16 protein-coding genes are annotated in these 15,788 nt (G+C 68.2%); 13 read left to right on the plus strand and 3 right to left on the minus strand.

Going from position 1 to position 15,788, the window contains the following annotated elements:
- Positions 1 to 103 precede the first annotated feature (103 nt).
- From V6K52_RS19340 to V6K52_RS19355, 4 genes are all read left to right on the plus strand, one after another.
- The gene (locus tag V6K52_RS19340) at positions 104 to 1,165 is read left to right on the plus strand and encodes a BMP family ABC transporter substrate-binding protein (RefSeq protein WP_353951738.1); all 1,062 of its coding nucleotides are present in this window, start codon (positions 104 to 106) and stop codon (positions 1,163 to 1,165) included.
- 291 nt (positions 1,166 to 1,456) lie between these two features.
- Positions 1,457 to 3,001: an ABC transporter ATP-binding protein gene (locus V6K52_RS19345; RefSeq protein WP_353953820.1), complete on the plus strand. Its 1,545-nt coding sequence runs from the start codon at positions 1,457 to 1,459 to the stop codon at positions 2,999 to 3,001.
- Entirely contained in the window at positions 2,998 to 4,116 is a 1,119-nt protein-coding gene (locus tag V6K52_RS19350) for an ABC transporter permease (RefSeq protein ID WP_353951739.1), read from the plus strand. Before V6K52_RS19345 ends, V6K52_RS19350 begins: the two co-directional genes overlap by 4 nt.
- Positions 4,113 to 5,381 (plus strand): ABC transporter permease, encoded by a 1,269-nt coding sequence (locus tag V6K52_RS19355; RefSeq protein WP_353951740.1) that lies wholly within the window; start codon positions 4,113 to 4,115, stop codon positions 5,379 to 5,381. Before V6K52_RS19350 ends, V6K52_RS19355 begins: the two co-directional genes overlap by 4 nt.
- An 87-nt stretch (positions 5,382 to 5,468) precedes the next feature.
- On the opposite strand, the gene V6K52_RS19360 is transcribed toward V6K52_RS19355, so the two are convergent.
- Positions 5,469 to 5,798 (minus strand): hypothetical protein, encoded by a 330-nt coding sequence (locus tag V6K52_RS19360; protein WP_353951741.1) that lies wholly within the window; start codon positions 5,796 to 5,798, stop codon positions 5,469 to 5,471.
- Between the two features lie 96 nt (positions 5,799 to 5,894).
- Here V6K52_RS19360 and V6K52_RS19365 point away from each other — a divergent pair, with 96 nt between their 5' ends.
- The 6 genes from V6K52_RS19365 to V6K52_RS19390 all read left to right on the plus strand — a co-directional run bounded on the left by V6K52_RS19365 (position 5,895) and on the right by V6K52_RS19390 (position 10,497).
- Positions 5,895 to 6,794 (plus strand): alpha/beta hydrolase, encoded by a 900-nt coding sequence (locus tag V6K52_RS19365; protein WP_353951742.1) that lies wholly within the window; start codon positions 5,895 to 5,897, stop codon positions 6,792 to 6,794.
- A gap of 84 nt (positions 6,795 to 6,878) precedes the next feature.
- Positions 6,879 to 7,988 (plus strand): ferredoxin reductase, encoded by a 1,110-nt coding sequence (locus V6K52_RS19370; RefSeq protein ID WP_353951743.1) that lies wholly within the window; start codon positions 6,879 to 6,881, stop codon positions 7,986 to 7,988.
- 120 nt (positions 7,989 to 8,108) lie between these two features.
- Entirely contained in the window at positions 8,109 to 9,425 is a 1,317-nt protein-coding gene (locus tag V6K52_RS19375) for an acyl-CoA desaturase (RefSeq protein WP_353951744.1), read from the plus strand.
- Between the two features lie 3 nt (positions 9,426 to 9,428).
- The gene (locus V6K52_RS19380) at positions 9,429 to 9,848 is read left to right on the plus strand and encodes a hypothetical protein (RefSeq protein ID WP_353951745.1); all 420 of its coding nucleotides are present in this window, start codon (positions 9,429 to 9,431) and stop codon (positions 9,846 to 9,848) included.
- A complete protein-coding gene (locus tag V6K52_RS19385; protein ID WP_353951746.1) occupies positions 9,845 to 10,348 on the plus strand; it encodes a DUF427 domain-containing protein in 504 nt (167 codons plus the stop codon). Before V6K52_RS19380 ends, V6K52_RS19385 begins: the two co-directional genes overlap by 4 nt.
- Entirely contained in the window at positions 10,345 to 10,497 is a 153-nt protein-coding gene (locus tag V6K52_RS19390) for a hypothetical protein (protein ID WP_353951747.1), read from the plus strand. Before V6K52_RS19385 ends, V6K52_RS19390 begins: the two co-directional genes overlap by 4 nt.
- Positions 10,498 to 10,602: 105 nt before the next feature.
- Here V6K52_RS19390 and V6K52_RS19395 read toward each other — a convergent pair whose 3' ends face one another.
- Positions 10,603 to 11,706: a Gfo/Idh/MocA family oxidoreductase gene (locus tag V6K52_RS19395; RefSeq protein ID WP_353951748.1), complete on the minus strand. Its 1,104-nt coding sequence runs from the start codon at positions 11,704 to 11,706 to the stop codon at positions 10,603 to 10,605.
- A 48-nt stretch (positions 11,707 to 11,754) separates the two neighbouring features.
- On the opposite strand from V6K52_RS19395, the gene V6K52_RS19400 reads away from it, so the two are divergent.
- Complete coding sequence (locus tag V6K52_RS19400) at positions 11,755 to 12,483, plus strand: sulfite exporter TauE/SafE family protein (protein WP_353951749.1); 729 nt, start codon at positions 11,755 to 11,757, stop codon at positions 12,481 to 12,483.
- Positions 12,484 to 12,487: 4 nt separating this feature from the next.
- Here the strand turns inward: V6K52_RS19400 and V6K52_RS19405 are convergent, their stop codons facing one another.
- Positions 12,488 to 13,534, minus strand: a complete 1,047-nt coding sequence (locus V6K52_RS19405; protein ID WP_353951750.1) for a LacI family DNA-binding transcriptional regulator — start codon at positions 13,532 to 13,534, stop codon at positions 12,488 to 12,490.
- A gap of 129 nt (positions 13,535 to 13,663) precedes the next feature.
- Here V6K52_RS19405 and V6K52_RS19410 point away from each other — a divergent pair, with 129 nt between their 5' ends.
- Together V6K52_RS19410 and V6K52_RS19415 are read left to right on the plus strand one after the other, a co-directional pair.
- Positions 13,664 to 14,839: a phytanoyl-CoA dioxygenase family protein gene (locus tag V6K52_RS19410; RefSeq protein ID WP_353951751.1), complete on the plus strand. Its 1,176-nt coding sequence runs from the start codon at positions 13,664 to 13,666 to the stop codon at positions 14,837 to 14,839.
- 133 nt (positions 14,840 to 14,972) lie between these two features.
- Positions 14,973 to 15,761 carry an SDR family oxidoreductase gene (locus V6K52_RS19415; RefSeq protein WP_353951752.1) on the plus strand — a complete coding sequence of 263 codons (789 nt, stop codon included), beginning with the start codon at positions 14,973 to 14,975 and terminating at the stop codon, positions 15,759 to 15,761.
- Positions 15,762 to 15,788 lie beyond the last annotated feature (27 nt).

The raw sequence follows: 15,788 nt of genomic DNA on the forward strand, positions 1-15,788 counted from the left end.
TTGCCAGTAACGACCGTGCAACGGCCTTCGCAACCGGGGCTCGGGCGGCGATCTGTGCCGCTACCATTCGGGAGCATCCTGCACACCCCCAAGGAGTATCCCTATGAAGGCCAAGCCTTTCCTCATCGCGGCTCCCGCCGCCCTAGCCCTTGCCCTTGCTGGCTGTGGCGGTAGCTCCGATGGCACCGGCGACACCAGCACGAGCAGCGGCACCGGCACCACCGCGACGGGCAGCAAGGTCGTCGTCGGCATCGCCTACGGCGTCGGCGGCCGTGGCGACCAGTCGTTCAACGCCTCGGCTGCGGTCGGCCTCGACAAGGCCAAGGCCGACCTCGGGATCCAGTTCAAGGAGGCCACGCAGGTCAACGGTGAGGCCGAGGCCGCCACGATCGAGCGTCTCCAGCAGTTCGTCGACGCAGGCTCCACCCACGTCATCGGTGTCGGCTTCGCCTACGCCAAGGCCATCGGCAAGGTGGCCAAGGACAACCCCGACGTCCACTTCGCGATCATCGACGACACGTCGCCCGATTCAGCCGGCGCCAACGTCGCCCAGCTGGCCTTCGCCGAGGAGCAGGGTTCCTTCCTCGTCGGTGCTGCAGCTGCCCTCAAGTCGAAGTCCAGCAAGGTCGGGTTCGTCGGCGGTGTCGGTGTCGACCTCATCAAGAAGTTCGAGGCCGGCTACGTCGCGGGCGCCAAGGCCGCCAACCCGGCCGTGACCGTGCAGAGCCAGTACCTCTCGCAGCCGCCGGACTTCTCCGGCTTCAACGACCCGGCCAAGGGCAAGACGGCCGCCGAGGGACTCCTCCAGGGTGGCGCTGACGTGGTCTACCACGCTGCTGGTGGTTCCGGCTCCGGCGTCTTCACCGCCGCCAAGGCCGCCAACGGCCTCGCCATCGGTGTCGACTCCGACCAGGCTCTGACTGCGGCCCCCGAGGTGCGCGACATCATCCTGACCTCCATGGTCAAGAAGGTCGACGTGGCGGTCCTCGACTTCCTCAAGCAGGGCAGCGAGGGCTCTGACCTCACCGGTGTCAAGGTCTATGACCTCAAGGCCGGCGGTGTCGACTACGCCACGACCGGCGGCAAGGTTGACGACATCAAGACCAAGCTCGATGAGTTCAAGGCCCAGATCATCGCAGGCACCATCACCGTTCCCACGAAGTGAGCACTGCCCCACTCGTGTGAATCATGGCGAGTTGGGCGACACGGCCCGCGTGGCGCGATAGCGTCATCGCGGGCCGTGTTCGTCCCCGGCCTCGTCGCCGAAACGGTCGTGTCTCTCGGGTTCTCGCTGTCGGCCCCGGGTGCCATCGACCAGCATCGCCTGGGGAGTTCTCCGGGCCGGACAGGAGTGTCAGCCATCTCTGCATCCGCACCAGCCACGTTGTCGGCACCCGCGAGCGGAGCCCCGTTCGCGGTGGAGCTCGAGGGCATCACCAAACGCTTCCCGGGCGTGGTGGCCAACAAGGACATCGGCTTCAAGGTCAAGCGCGGGACCGTCCACGCCCTCGTCGGCGAGAACGGTGCTGGCAAGTCGACGCTGATGAAGATCCTCTATGGCGTCCAGCGCCCTGACGAGGGAACGATCCGCATCGACGGGCACGAGGTCAACCTGCAGTCGCCCTCGGACGCGATCGCCGCCGGCATCGGCATGGTCTTCCAGCACTTCCAGCTCGCCGACAACTTCACCGTCCTCGAGAACGTCGTCCTGGGCGCTGAGAAGTTGCACGGCATCGGGGAGTCCGCGCGGGCCAAGATCCGCGAGATCTCCGACGCCTACAACCTCGATGTCAATCCGGACGCGCTCGTCGCTGACCTCGGCGTCGGTGCCCGCCAGCGGATCGAGATCCTCAAGGTGCTCTACCGCAATGCGCGCATCATCATCCTCGACGAGCCGACCGCCGTCCTCGTGCCCCAAGAGGTCGAGGAGCTCTTCGACAACCTCCGCGGACTCAAGGCCGAGGGGCTGACGGTCCTGTTCATCTCGCACAAGCTCGACGAGGTCCTCTCGGTCGCCGATTCGATCACGGTGATCCGCCGGGGCACGACCATTGACACGGTCGAGCCGAAGTCGGTCAACGCCCGACAGCTCGCCGAACTCATGGTCGGCTCGGAGTTGCCCACACCTCAGACCGAGGAGTCGACGGTCACCGACCGGGTCGTCCTGCGCACCGAGGACATCGTCCTCGCCGGTGGCGCCGACACCCGCAACGTCCTGGACGGGATCAGCCTGACGATCCACGCCGGAGAGGTGCTCGGCATCGCCGGCGTCGAGGGCAATGGCCAGGCCGAGCTCGTCGAGGTCATCATGGGCATGCGCGAGCCGACCTCCGGACTCGTCTTCCTCGGTGACACGGACATCAGCGACTGGCAAGTGCGCGAGATCCGCGAGGCCGGTGTGGCCTATATCCCGGAAGACCGCCACCGGCACGCACTCCTGCTCGACGCCTCTCTCTGGGAAAACCGCATCCTCGGGCACCAGACCGAGGAACCCAACGCCAAGGGCGCGCTCATCAACGCCGCTGGAGCCAAGGCAGACACCGAGCGGATCGTCAAGGAGTACGACGTCCGGACGCCCTCGATCCACGTCAAGGCATCGTCGCTCTCGGGCGGCAACCAGCAGAAGCTCATCATCGGCCGCGAGATGAGTCATCAGCCCAAGGTCCTGGTCGCAGCGCACCCGACCCGCGGCGTCGACGTCGGTGCCCAGTCGGGCATTTGGGACATCATCCGCCAGGCGCGGCGCGACGGTCTGGCGGTCCTCCTCATCTCGGCCGACCTCGAGGAGCTCATCGGCCTGTCGGACACGATCCACGTCATCCTGCGCGGACGGCTCACCGGGACCTTCGACCCCGACACCGTGTCGGCCAAGGACCTCGGTGCCGCCATGACGGGCGCAGCGTCGGCCGAGTCGCCTGCGTCGGATCCGAGTCGTGACGCGCAGTTCGGCCAGCGCCCAACGGATTCAACGGACTCCACGGACTCGAAGGAGGGCCGATGAACCGGTTCAACCCGCGCAAGGCGCTCCTCGGTGTCGCGGCGCCGGTGCTGGCCCTCGTCGTCGCATTCCTCATCACCTCGCTGCTCCTGCTCCTCTTCGGCGACCCGGTCGGCGAGGTGTGGAAGACGATCCTCTCGGCGCCGAAGCCTCGTCAGCTCGTTCAGATCATCAACGAGGCGACGATTCTCTATCTGTCGGCCATCGCGGTCGCGGTCGGCTTCCGGATGAACATCTTCAACATCGGGGTCGACGGTCAATACCGCATCGCAGCGTTCGCCGGGGCGGCTTTTGCTGGCCAGGCCTGGCTGCCCGGCCCGCTCAACATCTTGCTCACCCTCGTCGTCGCGATGCTCGCTGGCGGGTTCTGGGCGTGGATCGCGGCCTACCTCAAGGTCAAGCGCGGCGTCTCCGAGGTGATCAGCACGATCATGCTCAACGCGATCGCGACGGGCCTGGTCCAGTGGCTCCTGCTGAAGGTTGCGGTCAAGCAGCCCGGTAGCAACACGATCTCGACCCAGCCGATCCCGGAGAGCTCCCAGCTGGCGGGCCTGTCACTCATCCCCGGTGCGACCAACAAGGTCTACACGTTGATCTTCTTGGCATTCATCGTCGGTTTCGCATACTGGTTCATCCTCGGCAAGACCCGGTTCGGGTTCGACCTCAGGGCCACCGGCCGGTCCGAGTCGGCCGCGATCGCAAGTGGCGTGAAGGTCCCAAGGATGGTCGTGAAGACGATCGTGGCCTCGGGCGCGTTGGCCGGCCTCATCGGCATGCCGCTGCTCTTCGGGCAGGACTACAGCTACGGCACGACCTTCCAGGCCGGGCTGGGATTCGCAGGGATTGGGATCGCCCTGCTCGGTCGCAACCACCCGATCGGGATCGCCCTCGCCGCGCTGCTCTGGGCCTTCCTCAACGTCCAGGCCAACGCCCTGCAGATCCAGGCGGGCGTCGCGACCGAAGTCGTCAACATCATCCAGGGCACGATCATCTTCGCCGTCGTCGTCGCCTATGAGCTGATCCGCCGTGCGGACGTCCGACTCGAGCAACAGCGCGTCGCCCGTGAACTGGCCACCGCCAACCCCACCGCCCCCGCACCGGAAGGAGCCCCGGCATGAGTGCCGCAGGCCTCGAGGTCGGCACCGTCAAGACGGCCGCCAAGGCCCCCCGACGTCGCCTGACCCCCGCCCACTGGGCGATCATCGTGTTCGGAGCGATCCTGCTGCTGTCGGTCCTGCGGGTGGTCACCGGTGCCAACGACATCGCCTCCTCAGGTCTGCTCATCGCGGCCTTCGGACTCGCGGTCCCCATCGCGATGGCCGGCCTCGGTGGCCTCTGGTCGGAGCGGGCCGGCGTCGTCAACATCGGCCTCGAGGGCATGATGATCCTCGGCACGTTCGGGGCTGCCTTCCTCGGCTATCACATGGGTCCGTGGATGGGTCTCGTCGGCGCGATCGTCGGTGGAGTCATCGGCGGCATCATCCACGCGATCGCCACGGTGATCTTCGGGGTCGACCACATCGTGTCCGGTGTCGCGCTCAACATCATCGCGCTCGGCTTCGCCAAGTACCTCGCCGTGCGCTTCTTCTCGACGCTGCCCGGCGGCGGCCCGACGCAGTCCCCACAGTTGCCACAGCTTCCATCTCTGACGCTCCCCGGCGTCTCGAGTGGGCTCGGAACGATCGAGCAGAAGCACATCTTCTTTGTCTCCGACCTCGCTGGTGTGCTGCGCGCGCTCTGCACCAACGTGTCGGTCGTGACGATTCTTGCGGTGCTGCTCTTCGTCGCCACGTGGTGGATCCTCTGGCGCACGGCCTTCGGCCTGCGGCTGCGTTCCGTCGGTGAGTCGCCCGTCGCGGCCGAGTCCCTCGGCGTCAACGTCATCCGCTACAAGTTCATCGCCGTCGCCGTTTCGGGTGGCCTGGCGGGTCTCGGTGGCGGCTTCCTCGCGCTCGTCGCGGCCAACCTCTTTCGCGACGGCCAGACGGGTGGTCGTGGCTACATCGGGCTCGCGGCCATGATCTTCGGCAACTGGCGCCCCGGCGGGCTCCTCGCCGGGTCGGCGCTCTTCGGCTACACGGACGCGGCCCAGCTGCGTGGAGGCGGGACCACCGTCCACGCCTTCCTCCTCGCCTTCGCCGTCATCCTCGTTGCCATCGGCGTCTGGCAGGTCGTCCGGCGTGGCCGCAAGGTGCAAGGTGTCCTCGCGGTCGTGGTGGGCCTCGCTGTGGGCATCTGGTACTTCGCCACCGACGCCATCCCCGCCGAGCTGTCCGGCACCACCCCCTACGTCGTCACCCTGCTCGTGCTGGCCTTTGCCTCACAACGTCTGCGCATGCCAGCGGCCGACGGGCAGATCTATCGCAAGGGCGAGGGCCACTAGTGTGCCGCTCTCGGACCGGATCGCCATGATCAACGGTGGCAAGATTGTCGCCGAGATCGCCGGCGGTCCGGCGACAGGTCCGGACGGTCAGCGGCACTCCTGAGCGAGCTCGGCGACCGCGGACTCCGGTGGGGTGCCGTCGGACGCGGCGATGTCCTCGGCTGCGGTGAGCAGCTCGGAATCCACGCCCAGGCCCTGGGCGAGGTCGATGGCGGAGCCGAGGGTGGCCCGGTCGGCGTCGTTCAGGTTGTTGTCGGCGACGAGCGGACACACGGTGCCACGGAGCTCGGCCAGGGCCGACTCCTTGGCCTGGGACGTGGCCGCGGACGCCGCGTCGGAGGCGACGTCCTCTGCCGCCTGGCAACCGCCGAGCAGGGCGGCGCTGGCAAGGATGGTGACGGCGAGGTGACGGGTCATGCGCGTCAGTGTTCCAGCGTTTCCTGAGCCGGGGCTGACAGCCGCGATGCGCCAAAACTACTTCTCGCGTGAGGCCGACACTGACAGGGTGGCACCATGACGACCTCGCCACCGGAAGTGCGGACCTTCACCCTCGAGCTCCCCGACGTGGACCTCGTCCACGACGTGCGCGGCTCACTCCCGACGAATGACGCACGCCCACCGCTGCTGATGATCGGGCAGCCGATGTGCGCTGACGGGTTCGAAGCGCTGGCCGCCGAGTTCCCCGATCGCACGGTCGTCACCTATGACCCCCGCGGGCTCGGGCGCAGCACCACTCGTCGCGACGGCCGGACCAACCAGACACCCGAGGACCAGGTCGCAGATCTGCATGCCCTCGTCGAGCACCTGGGCGCGGGCCCGGTCGACGTGTTCGCGAGCAGTGGCGGCGCGGTCACGGCCCTGGTCTGGGCGGCCACCCATCCCAATGACCTCATCACGGTCGTTGCCCACGAGCCTCCGGCACTGTGGGCACTGCCTGACGCCGAGCCAGCCGCCCGCGGCTTCGAGCAGGTGCGACGGGTTTACTCCGACAGCGGTTCCGGTGCCGGGATGGCAGCGTTCATCGCGCTGACCAGCCAGCAAGGGGAGATCACGGACGCGTTCCTCGCACGTCCCGCGCCCGACCCTGCCCAGTTCGGACTCCCCACCGAGGACGACGGTTCACGTGATGATCCGCTGCTCTCCGATCGCTCGGCCACCGTGCCGACGACCCGGCCCGACCTCGTTGCCCTGCACAGCGGTACTCCGCCGATCGTGCTCGGCGTCGGTGAGGAGACCGGCGACGCGATCACGGGCCGCACCACGCGCGGTGTTGCTGCGGAGCTCGGGATCCCGGTGACGACCTTCCCCGGTGGCCACGGCGGTTTCGCGAGCGCGCAGGGTGCGTGGCCGGGCAAGTCGCTGGAGTTCGGTGCCCGGTTGCGTGAGGTGCTGGCAGGCGACGTCGACGTCTGAGTCACGGGGTGTCGGACCGCCCCGTGCCAGAAGTCACTACCTACGGACTAGTAAGTTACGGAAGCGTAGGTTAGGCTTTTGGATGTGACCACAACCTTGAACCGCACCGCTCCGAGCCGCAGCACCCCGCGCCTCGCCGGTCTCTTCGACGGCGCACGCAAGGTCGCTCACGCACTCGCCAGCCCTCTCGTGCCGGCTGACTACCTCGACCTCATCGACCCGATGCGCTCCGGCGCCGACCTGCGCGGCCGCATCGTGTCCATCACACCCGAGACCGCTGATGCCGCGACGATCACCATCCGTCCCGGTCGCGGCTGGGCGGGCCACCGCCCCGGGCAATACATCCGCGTCGGCATCGACGTGGACGGCGTCCGCCACTGGCGCGCCTACTCCCTCACCCACCGTGCCGACACCGGCGACGGCCTGATCAGCGTCACGACCAAGGCCATCCCCGACGGCAAGGTCAGCAACCAGCTCGTCCGCGCCACCGCTCCGGGCACTCTCGTCATGCTCGACCAGGCGACCGGCGACTTCACCCTCCCCGAGACGTTGCCCGCCAAGGCCCTCTTCCTCACCGCCGGCTCCGGCATCACGCCCGTCATGGGCATGCTGCGCAACCACCTCGGCGACCTCACCGACGTGGCCCACATCCACTGCGCGCCCACCGAGGCCGACGTCATCTTCCGTGACGAACTGCGCGAGTATGCCGCCGCGAGCCGTCTCACGCTCCACGAGAACCACGACGACGTGGCCGGGATCTTTGACCTCGCCTCGCTGGACTCCCTCGTGCCGGACTGGCGCGAGCGCGAGGTCTGGGTCTGCGGCCCCACCGGACTGCTCGATGCTGCTGAATCCCATTGGGAGACAGCCGGGCTTGCGGACCAGCTCCACGTCGAGCGCTTCCGGCCCAGTGTGGTCGAACCCGGCGAGGGCGGCACCGTCACCTTCGCCAAGACCCAGATCACCCTCGAAGCCGATGGTGGCACCCCAATCCTGGACGCCGGCGAAGCTGCCGGGGTCCTCATGCCGAGTGGTTGCCGCATGGGCATCTGCTTCGGCTGCGTCGTCACCATGCGTGAAGGAGCCGTCCGCGATCTGCGCAGCGGCGACATCACGTCCGGTGAGGACGGCGAGAACGTGAAGATCCAGACCTGCGTCAGTGCTGTCGCCGGTCGCTGCGACATCGAACTCTGACCCCATGACCCGTCCCGAACTCGCCAATTCCTCCTCTCCGGGACCGGACACGCCCCGCGCGTCTGTCCCGCAGGAGGGGAATTGGCGAGTTGGGGACGCACACGAACCAAGGAGCTGAACATGACCCTCGCCCCCGAACGCACCCAGACCAGCACCGAGAACCCGCGCATGCCCGGCGGCAGCGTCAACTCCCGCCTGACGCTCACCAGCGCCGAGCCGCGCCCGCAGCGCCCCGAGTTCAAGAAGTCCGGCAAGCCCAACCCGGCCGCACACCTCTCCCCTGAGCAGATCGAGGAGATCGGCCGCGAGCTCGATGCCCTGCGCGCCGAGATCATGGACTCGCGCGGAGCCAAGGACGCGGCATACATCCGCAAGGTCATCGCCGTGCAGCGCTACCTCGAGATGGGCAGCCGCGCCGCGCTCCTCTTCTCCGGCGTCAAGTACAAGGGCATTCGCCCGATGTGGTGGCTCGGGACCGCCGGCCTCTCGGTCTCCAAGATCCTGGAGAACATGGAGATCGGCCACAACGTCATGCACGGCCAGTGGGACTGGATGCGTGACCCCAAGATCCACTCGACCGCCTGGGAGTGGGACAACGCTTCCCCCGCGAGCCAGTGGAAGCACAGCCACAACGAGATCCACCACACCTTCACCAACGTGCTGGGCCGCGACAACGACCTCGGCTACGGCATCCTGCGCGTCGACGAGGACCAGAAGTGGGCGCTGTTCTACCTCTTCCAGCCGGTCTGGCACGTCCTCAACGCCCTCATCTTCGAGTACTCCATCGCGGCCTATGACCTCGAGGTCGGTGGCTACCTCGCCAAGAAGAAGCGCATGAGCGAGGACGAGAAGGCGGAGTTCCGCAAGAACGCCCAGGAGACCCTCGCCAAGATCAAGCGTCAGGCGACCAAGGACTACGTCGTCCACCCCGCGATGGCGGCGGCGACGTTCACCGGGTCCACCCGGCATACCCTCACGGCGAACATCGTGGCCAACCTGGTCCGCAACGTCTGGACCAACACGATCATCATCTGCGGCCACTTCCCGCCCGGGATCGAGACGTTCGAGAAGACCTCGATCGAGGGCGAGACCCGCGGTGAGTGGTACCTCCGCCAGATGCTCGGGTCGGGCAACATCCGCGGCTCCAAGGCGATGCACGTGATGTCGGGCAACCTCAGCCACCAGATCGAGCACCACCTCTTCCCGGACATGCCGAGCAACCGCTACGCCGAGATCGCACCGCGCATCCGCGACCTCATGGAGCGCAACGACCTCAAGTACGTCACCGGCTCGCTCGCCAAGCAGGTCGGCGGCGTCTACTGGAAGGTCGTGGAGCTCTCGCTGCCGCCGAAGCGCGAGGGCACGACGCGTCGCGCAACGATCCTGCGCGCGGCCAAGAAGGCCCTCAAGACGAAGTCGTCCGGCCGCCGCTACTGACCGATGGAAGTCATCTCGGGTAGCGACGACGGACGCGTCGACCCCGGCGCCCGCGTCGTCGCGGTCGTCGGGATCTACGACGCCGATGGCGGGATCCGGGGCGAGCTCACCTATGTCGTGGGCCACCTCCTGCGCCGCACTGAGTGCGCCCTGTGCGACGTCACCCACTCACCGGTGGGCCGCAAGCCGGAGTGGGACGCGATGGTGGGCCGGCTCCCGATGCCAATGAGGGTGGTGCACCGCAATGAGGCCTCCGCGCCCGAGCTGGCGGTCGCGGCCAAAGTCGGACTGCCCGTGGTCCTTGCCACCCACTCCGACGGACGACATTCGGTGCTTCTCGACCGGGACTCCCTCACCGTGCTTGACGGTTCGGTCAGCCGCTTCGAGAGCGTGCTGCTCGCCGCACTCCAGGGCAGTTCATGAGTCGGTCACGGCCGAAACCGGACGTCCCGGGCCCCGGCCAGGAGTCGGTGTGGGACTACCCACGTCCACCTCGACTCGAGCCGAGCGGGGAGCTGGTGGAGATTCGGCTGGGTGGTGTGCTGGTCGCAAGCTCCCAGAGGGCGCTGCGCGTCCTGGAGACCAGCCACCCGCCGACCTACTACGTGCCCACCGACGACTTCGTCACCGGCGCGCTGCGGCTTGCGCCCGGCTCGAGCTGGTGCGAGTTCAAGGGCACCGCAGCCTATTTCGATGTCGTCGGGGGTGGGGCCACCGCTCGCAGGGCCGCGTGGACCTACCCGGATCCGACTCCGGGCTTCGAGGCCATCGTCGGCCATGTCGCCGTCATGCCGGCGGCGATGGACGAGTGCCGTGTCGAGGGCGAAGTGGTCCGTCCCCAGGAGGGCGGCTTCTATGGCGGTTGGATCACCGACCGCGTGGTCGGACCGTTCAAGGGCGGGCCGGGCAGCCACGGCTGGTGAGCGCAGCCCGACCCTCCTCGACCACTCAGGTGTTCTGGGGGGAAACCCAGGTCCAGGCCACCGTGCGAGGGGTCGAGCCAGCGGGAGGTGCCGACCTTGCCGCCGCCCCGCTCAAGGCGGCGCTCCTGTCCACCACGAGCGAGGAGTAGCTCACCTCCTGTCTGGAGCCCGTCCGTGTCGACACGCTGCCCGTCTTTGAAGTGGTCGGTTCCGCATCAGCGCCTGCCCGGCACTCGATGCACAAATGTCGCGGATCAACTGGTGGTCTCCAAGCCCTTCTCACTCTCGCTTCTCACGATAGGGCGACCATCCGGCACTGCAGTTGTGGGGGCGGCGGCTGCAGTGAAGTCGAATCCCACGGACTGACGGATCCGGTCCATGACCTCAAGGGTCTCGATCGTGCGCGCCATGGGACTCAGTGGCGACCCGGTCTCCCCCGCCGCTATCCGCCGGGCAACCTCTGCGGCCTCGAAATGCAGCCCTTCATGTCCGACCGCGGCTTCCTGCCAGCGCAGGGCCGCAGTGCCCGTGGCGTCCCGGAGGGTGAACCCGCCGGGGCGGTAGAAATGTCGGTCGATCTCGATCACCGCGTCCGAACCGCTGATGCTCGCCACGGTGGGCGTCTCGCCGAGGATCGAGAAGTGCAGTGCCGCAGTGGTTTTGGGTGAGCCGAGGACTGCCGCGATCTGCCCATTGACGCCGCTCGGAGCCGGGCTGCCAACCGCCCACACTGCGTCCGGTGCGCCGAGGACCCACGTCGCGAGGGTGACGGGATAGGTGCCAAGGTCCAACAGCGGTCCGCCCGCCAGGCGCGGGTCAAAGATCCGGTGCTGCGGCGCGAACGTTTCACCCATGTCGGCGAGGATCGTGTGGACCGACCCCAGCACGCCGTCGTCGAGCAACTGCCGGATCACGTCGAACTTGGGCAGGAAGAGCGTCCACATCGCCTCCATGCAGAAGACCCCTGCCCGCGTCGCGGCTGCCTCGATCTCCCGCGCCTCTTCCGCATCGAGGCCGACCGGCTTCTCGATGAGGACGTGCTTGCCCGCACCGATGGCGAGCAGGCTGTGGGGGAGGTGGAAGTTGTGAGGCGTCGCGACGTAGACGACGTCGACGTCAGGATCGGCGACGAGGGCCTCATAGCTCGCATGGGCGGTCCGGGCGCCGTAACGCGCAGCCGAGGTGGCGGCCGTAGCCGCTGAGCGGGATCCCACCGCTTGGACGACTTGGCGGGTATGGGCACGAAGGGCGGAGACGAACTGGTCGGCGATCCAGCCCGAGCCGAGGATGCCCCAGCGCAGCGGTGGTGCGTCCATCGACGACGGTGTGCGTGGGTTTGGGAGCGTCGAAGGCAGCATGATGTGATCCTTGCCGATGAATGTCAGAACAAACAAGGGGTATGCCGCGTGGTCGTCGTTGCGCTCATGGTGCTGGCCGCATTTGTCATCGGCTACAGCAAGACGGCACTGGGTGGTCTTGCCGTCATCTCGGTGGCGATCTTCGCGAGCGTCATGCCCGCCAAGGAGTCGACGGCGGCGATCCTCACCCTGCTCATCGTCGGTGACGTCGTCGCCTGTTGGCACTACCGGCGCGACGCCGACTGGTCGCTCATCAGACGCCTCCTCCCCGCCGTCCTGCCCGGGCTCGTCCTCGGCACGCTGTTCCTGCGCGCGGTCGACGACACCGGGCTGCGTCGCTCGATCGGCGCCGTTCTCCTCGTCCTCGTCCTCCTGCAGATCTGGGTCAAGTCCCGCTCGACCGGCGCCACGACGACGCACCACCATCCGGTCGCGGCCGTGACCGCCGGGACGGCCGCCGGGTTCGCCACGATGACGGCCAACGCTGCCGGCTCGGTGATGGCGCTCTACCTCTCGGCGTCGGGCATCGACAAGCGGCGGTTCATCGGCACGAACGCGTGGTTCTTCCTCATCGTCAACCTCTCCAAGCTGCCCTTCTCGATCGGCTTGGGGCTCATGCACTGGGGAAACGTCGGGCGCGCCGCACTCCTCGCTCCCGCGATCGTCCTCGGCGGGATCCTCGGCCACGCGACCATCTCGCGGATCAGCCAGGCGCGATTCGACGTGGCCGTGCTCGTCGCGAGTGCGGGCGCTGCCCTCGCGCTCATCGTCCGCTGAGGAGTCAGGTCGAGGGACCCAGGCGCGGCGGCAGATTGTGCGGTGTGACGACCTGCACCGGCGCCGCGAACGAAGTCGGGGCACCTGGCAGCAGGTTGTGTGCACGCAACAGCTGACGCGAGGCCCGACCGAGGTCGGCCCGGAGATCGTGATGGAGCACGGCGTGCAGCGTGCCGTCCCTCAGCAGTCCCACGTTGTCGGCGTCGAGGTCGTGTCCGAGGTGCAGCCGTGGCAACACCCCTGCCGCCGCGAGCTCGGCTGCGATGGCACGGTTGCCGCCACCGGCGGAGTAGACCGCAGCAATGTCGCGCCGGCCGGCGAGCAGCTCCCTGACGAGTCCGGACATGCCGAGGTCCAGCCCGTCCGCGTCGGCGAGGACGACGACGTCACGGTCAGGATCGGTGCGGGCCAGCGCCTCGCAAAACCCGTCCAGTCGCTCCCGCTCGCCATAGAACGCAGAGCGACTGAGCGTGACGAGGCACGCCCCGGGCTCGGCACCGAGCCATTGCCGCACGAGATACGCGGCCGTCGCCCCCGCGCCCGCGTTGTCGGGTCCGAGGTAGGCGACGCGTGCGCTTTCGCGCACGTCCGTGACAAAGGTGACGACGGGTATGCCGCGTGCCGCCAGTCGGTCGACCGCCGCACCGATCGCGGGGTCGTCGGGTGCCTTGAGGAGGACTCCGTCGCTGACCTGCCCTCGCGTGCCGATCCGGTCGAGCACACGGAGGAGGTCCTCGACGGAGCCGCTCTCACGCAGGTGGAACCGAGCTCGCACCGTCGCCGGATGCAGCCCTGGGAGCTCCGCCTCGAGCGCTTCGCTGACGGCCTCGGAGAACCGTTTGGGTGCCTGCATCACGAGGTCGAGCACGAGGCTGCGGACTCCGAGCCGGACCTGCGTCAGCTGCCGGTCGAGCTCGAGGACGGCCCGCTCGACTGCTCGCACGGCTCGGGCACTGGCACCCGGTCGGCCGTGCACGACGCGGTCGACGGTGGCCACGCTGACGCCTGCCTGGGAGGCGATGTCCTCGTGGCGATGGGGACCGTGCGGCATACGCCCCACAGTAGGTTCGGGAAGCGCACGGTGAGGGATTTCTGAGGGGTTAGGGCACTGGCGGCACGTCCGAAGGACGAGCACGCTGGAAGTCGACGGAGCACCACCACCACGAACGGACGACACGCCATGGCCGCCACGAACACCCAGCCACGCCACTGGCTACGCCCGGAGGACTGCCACCTCGAAGACCTGCTCGGGATCCTCGCCGAGGGCACGCACCTCGCCGACTACCCCCACGCCGACCGGGACGAACAGGGCGTCGTCGCCTTCACGGCAGAGCGGCTGCGTGCCGCGGTCGCCGCCGGGGAGGGGGCGGAGGTCAGCGAGGAGCTGTGCCGCGCCTGGACGGTGGGCCCGGGAATCGTCGTCATCACCGGGGCATTCGAAGCGGCCGCACTCGACCCGGTGACCACGGCCTTCCAGCAGATCGTGGCCGACGAGAAGGCTGCCGGGGGCGCCCGCGGGGACCACTTCGGCAAGCCCGGCGCGAACGACCGCATCTGGAACGCCCTTGAGAAGCTGGCTGTCGCCGCACCTGAGGCCTTCGTCGACTACTACGCCAATGACATGGTCGCCCTCGGGGCCGGAGCGTGGCTCGGGCCCGGCTACCAGGTGACCGCGCAGCCCAACATCGTCCTCCCGGGCGGCGTGGGCCAGACAGTGCACCGCGACTACCACCTCGGCTTCATGAACGCGGAACAGGCGGCGCGCTACCCGGCGCACGTGCACGCCTTCTCACCGGAGCTCACGCTGCAGGGCGCCGTCGCCCACCTCGACATGCCGGTGGAGTCCGGGCCGACGCTCTACCTCCCGCACTCGCAGAAGTACGCACTCGGCTATCTCGCCTACTGGCTGCCGGAGTTCCAGGACTACTTCGTCGCCAACCACGTGCAGCTGCCGCTCACCAAGGGCGACCTGGTGTGGTTCAACCCGGCGCTCTTCCATGCAGCCGGGTCCAACGTCAGCACCGACATCCAGCGCATGGCCAACCTCCTCCAGGTGTCGTCGGCCTTCGGCCGCGCGATGGACAGCGTCGACCGGGCCCGCGTCGTCGAGGCGATCTATCCGATCCTGCGCCAGCGCGTGACCGACGGTTGGGACGGGGACGCGGTGGAGAACGTCATCGCGGCGAGCGCCGAGGGCTACTCGTTCCCGGTCAACCTCGACCGCGCCCAGCCGGTCGACGGCATGGCGCCGCCGACCCAGGCCGACCTCGTGCGCGCCGCCCTCGCCGAGGGCGCATCGGAGGAGGAGCTCACGACGCGGTTGCGCGCCCACGTGGAGACGACGCTGAGCCACTGATGCCGACAGAGGTGCACCGTCTCAGCAGTGTGCTTGGATCGCTCGCACCCCTTCCGAAGTGGCCCCTTCATGCGCTAATGTCCTGACAAAACCGTCTGGTGGCGACGCCGCCCCGAACCATGCAGGAGCGCTCGTGGCCTTCACTGATCTGCTCGCCGACAAGATCGTCCTCGTGGTCGGGGGCACCGTCGGCCTCGGGGCCGGCATCGCCCGAGCCACCGCACGTGAGAAGGCCGAGGCGGTTGTCGTCACCGGGCGCCGCAAGGACCGTGGTGACCAGATCGTCGAGGAGCTGACCGCGCTCGGGGGGCAGGCGGCATACGTTCACGGAGACGTGAGCGACCCTGCGAGCGCCACGGGCGTGGTGCGCGAGACGATCGAGCGGTTCGGTCGGATCGACTGCCTCGTCAATGCCGCCGGACTCACCACGCGCGGAACGCTGCTCGACACGACACCCGAACTGTTCGACGAGCACGTCGCCGTCAACCTGCGCGGTCCGTTCTTCACGATGCAGGCTGCGGTCGCCGACATGGTGGAGCGCAAGGCACCTGGCACCGTCGTCAACATCATCAGCACGTCGGAGCTGGGTGGCCAGCCGTTCCTCGCGCCGTATGTCGCGACCAAGGGAGGCCTCGCCGCCCTGACCCGCAACGTCGCCCACGCCCACCGGTGGGACCGGGTCCGGGTCAACGGGCTCGACATCGGCTGGTCGCAGACCGAGGGCGAGGACGCCATCCAGCGCGAGTTCCACGGTGCCGGCGACGACTGGGTCGAGAAGGCCAACGCGACGCTGCCGATGGGCAAGCTCGGCCAGGTCGACGAGATCGCCGACATGGTCGTGTTCCTCCTGTCCGACCGCAGCGGGGTCGTCACCGGATCCGTCATCGACTGGGACCAGATCGTCCAAGGCGCCCACGGCTGACGCCGGGGCCAGACACAGAGAGACATC

Source organism: Knoellia sp. S7-12 (genome assembly GCF_040518285.1).
In the GTDB taxonomy this organism is placed as follows: domain Bacteria; phylum Actinomycetota; class Actinomycetes; order Actinomycetales; family Dermatophilaceae; genus Knoellia.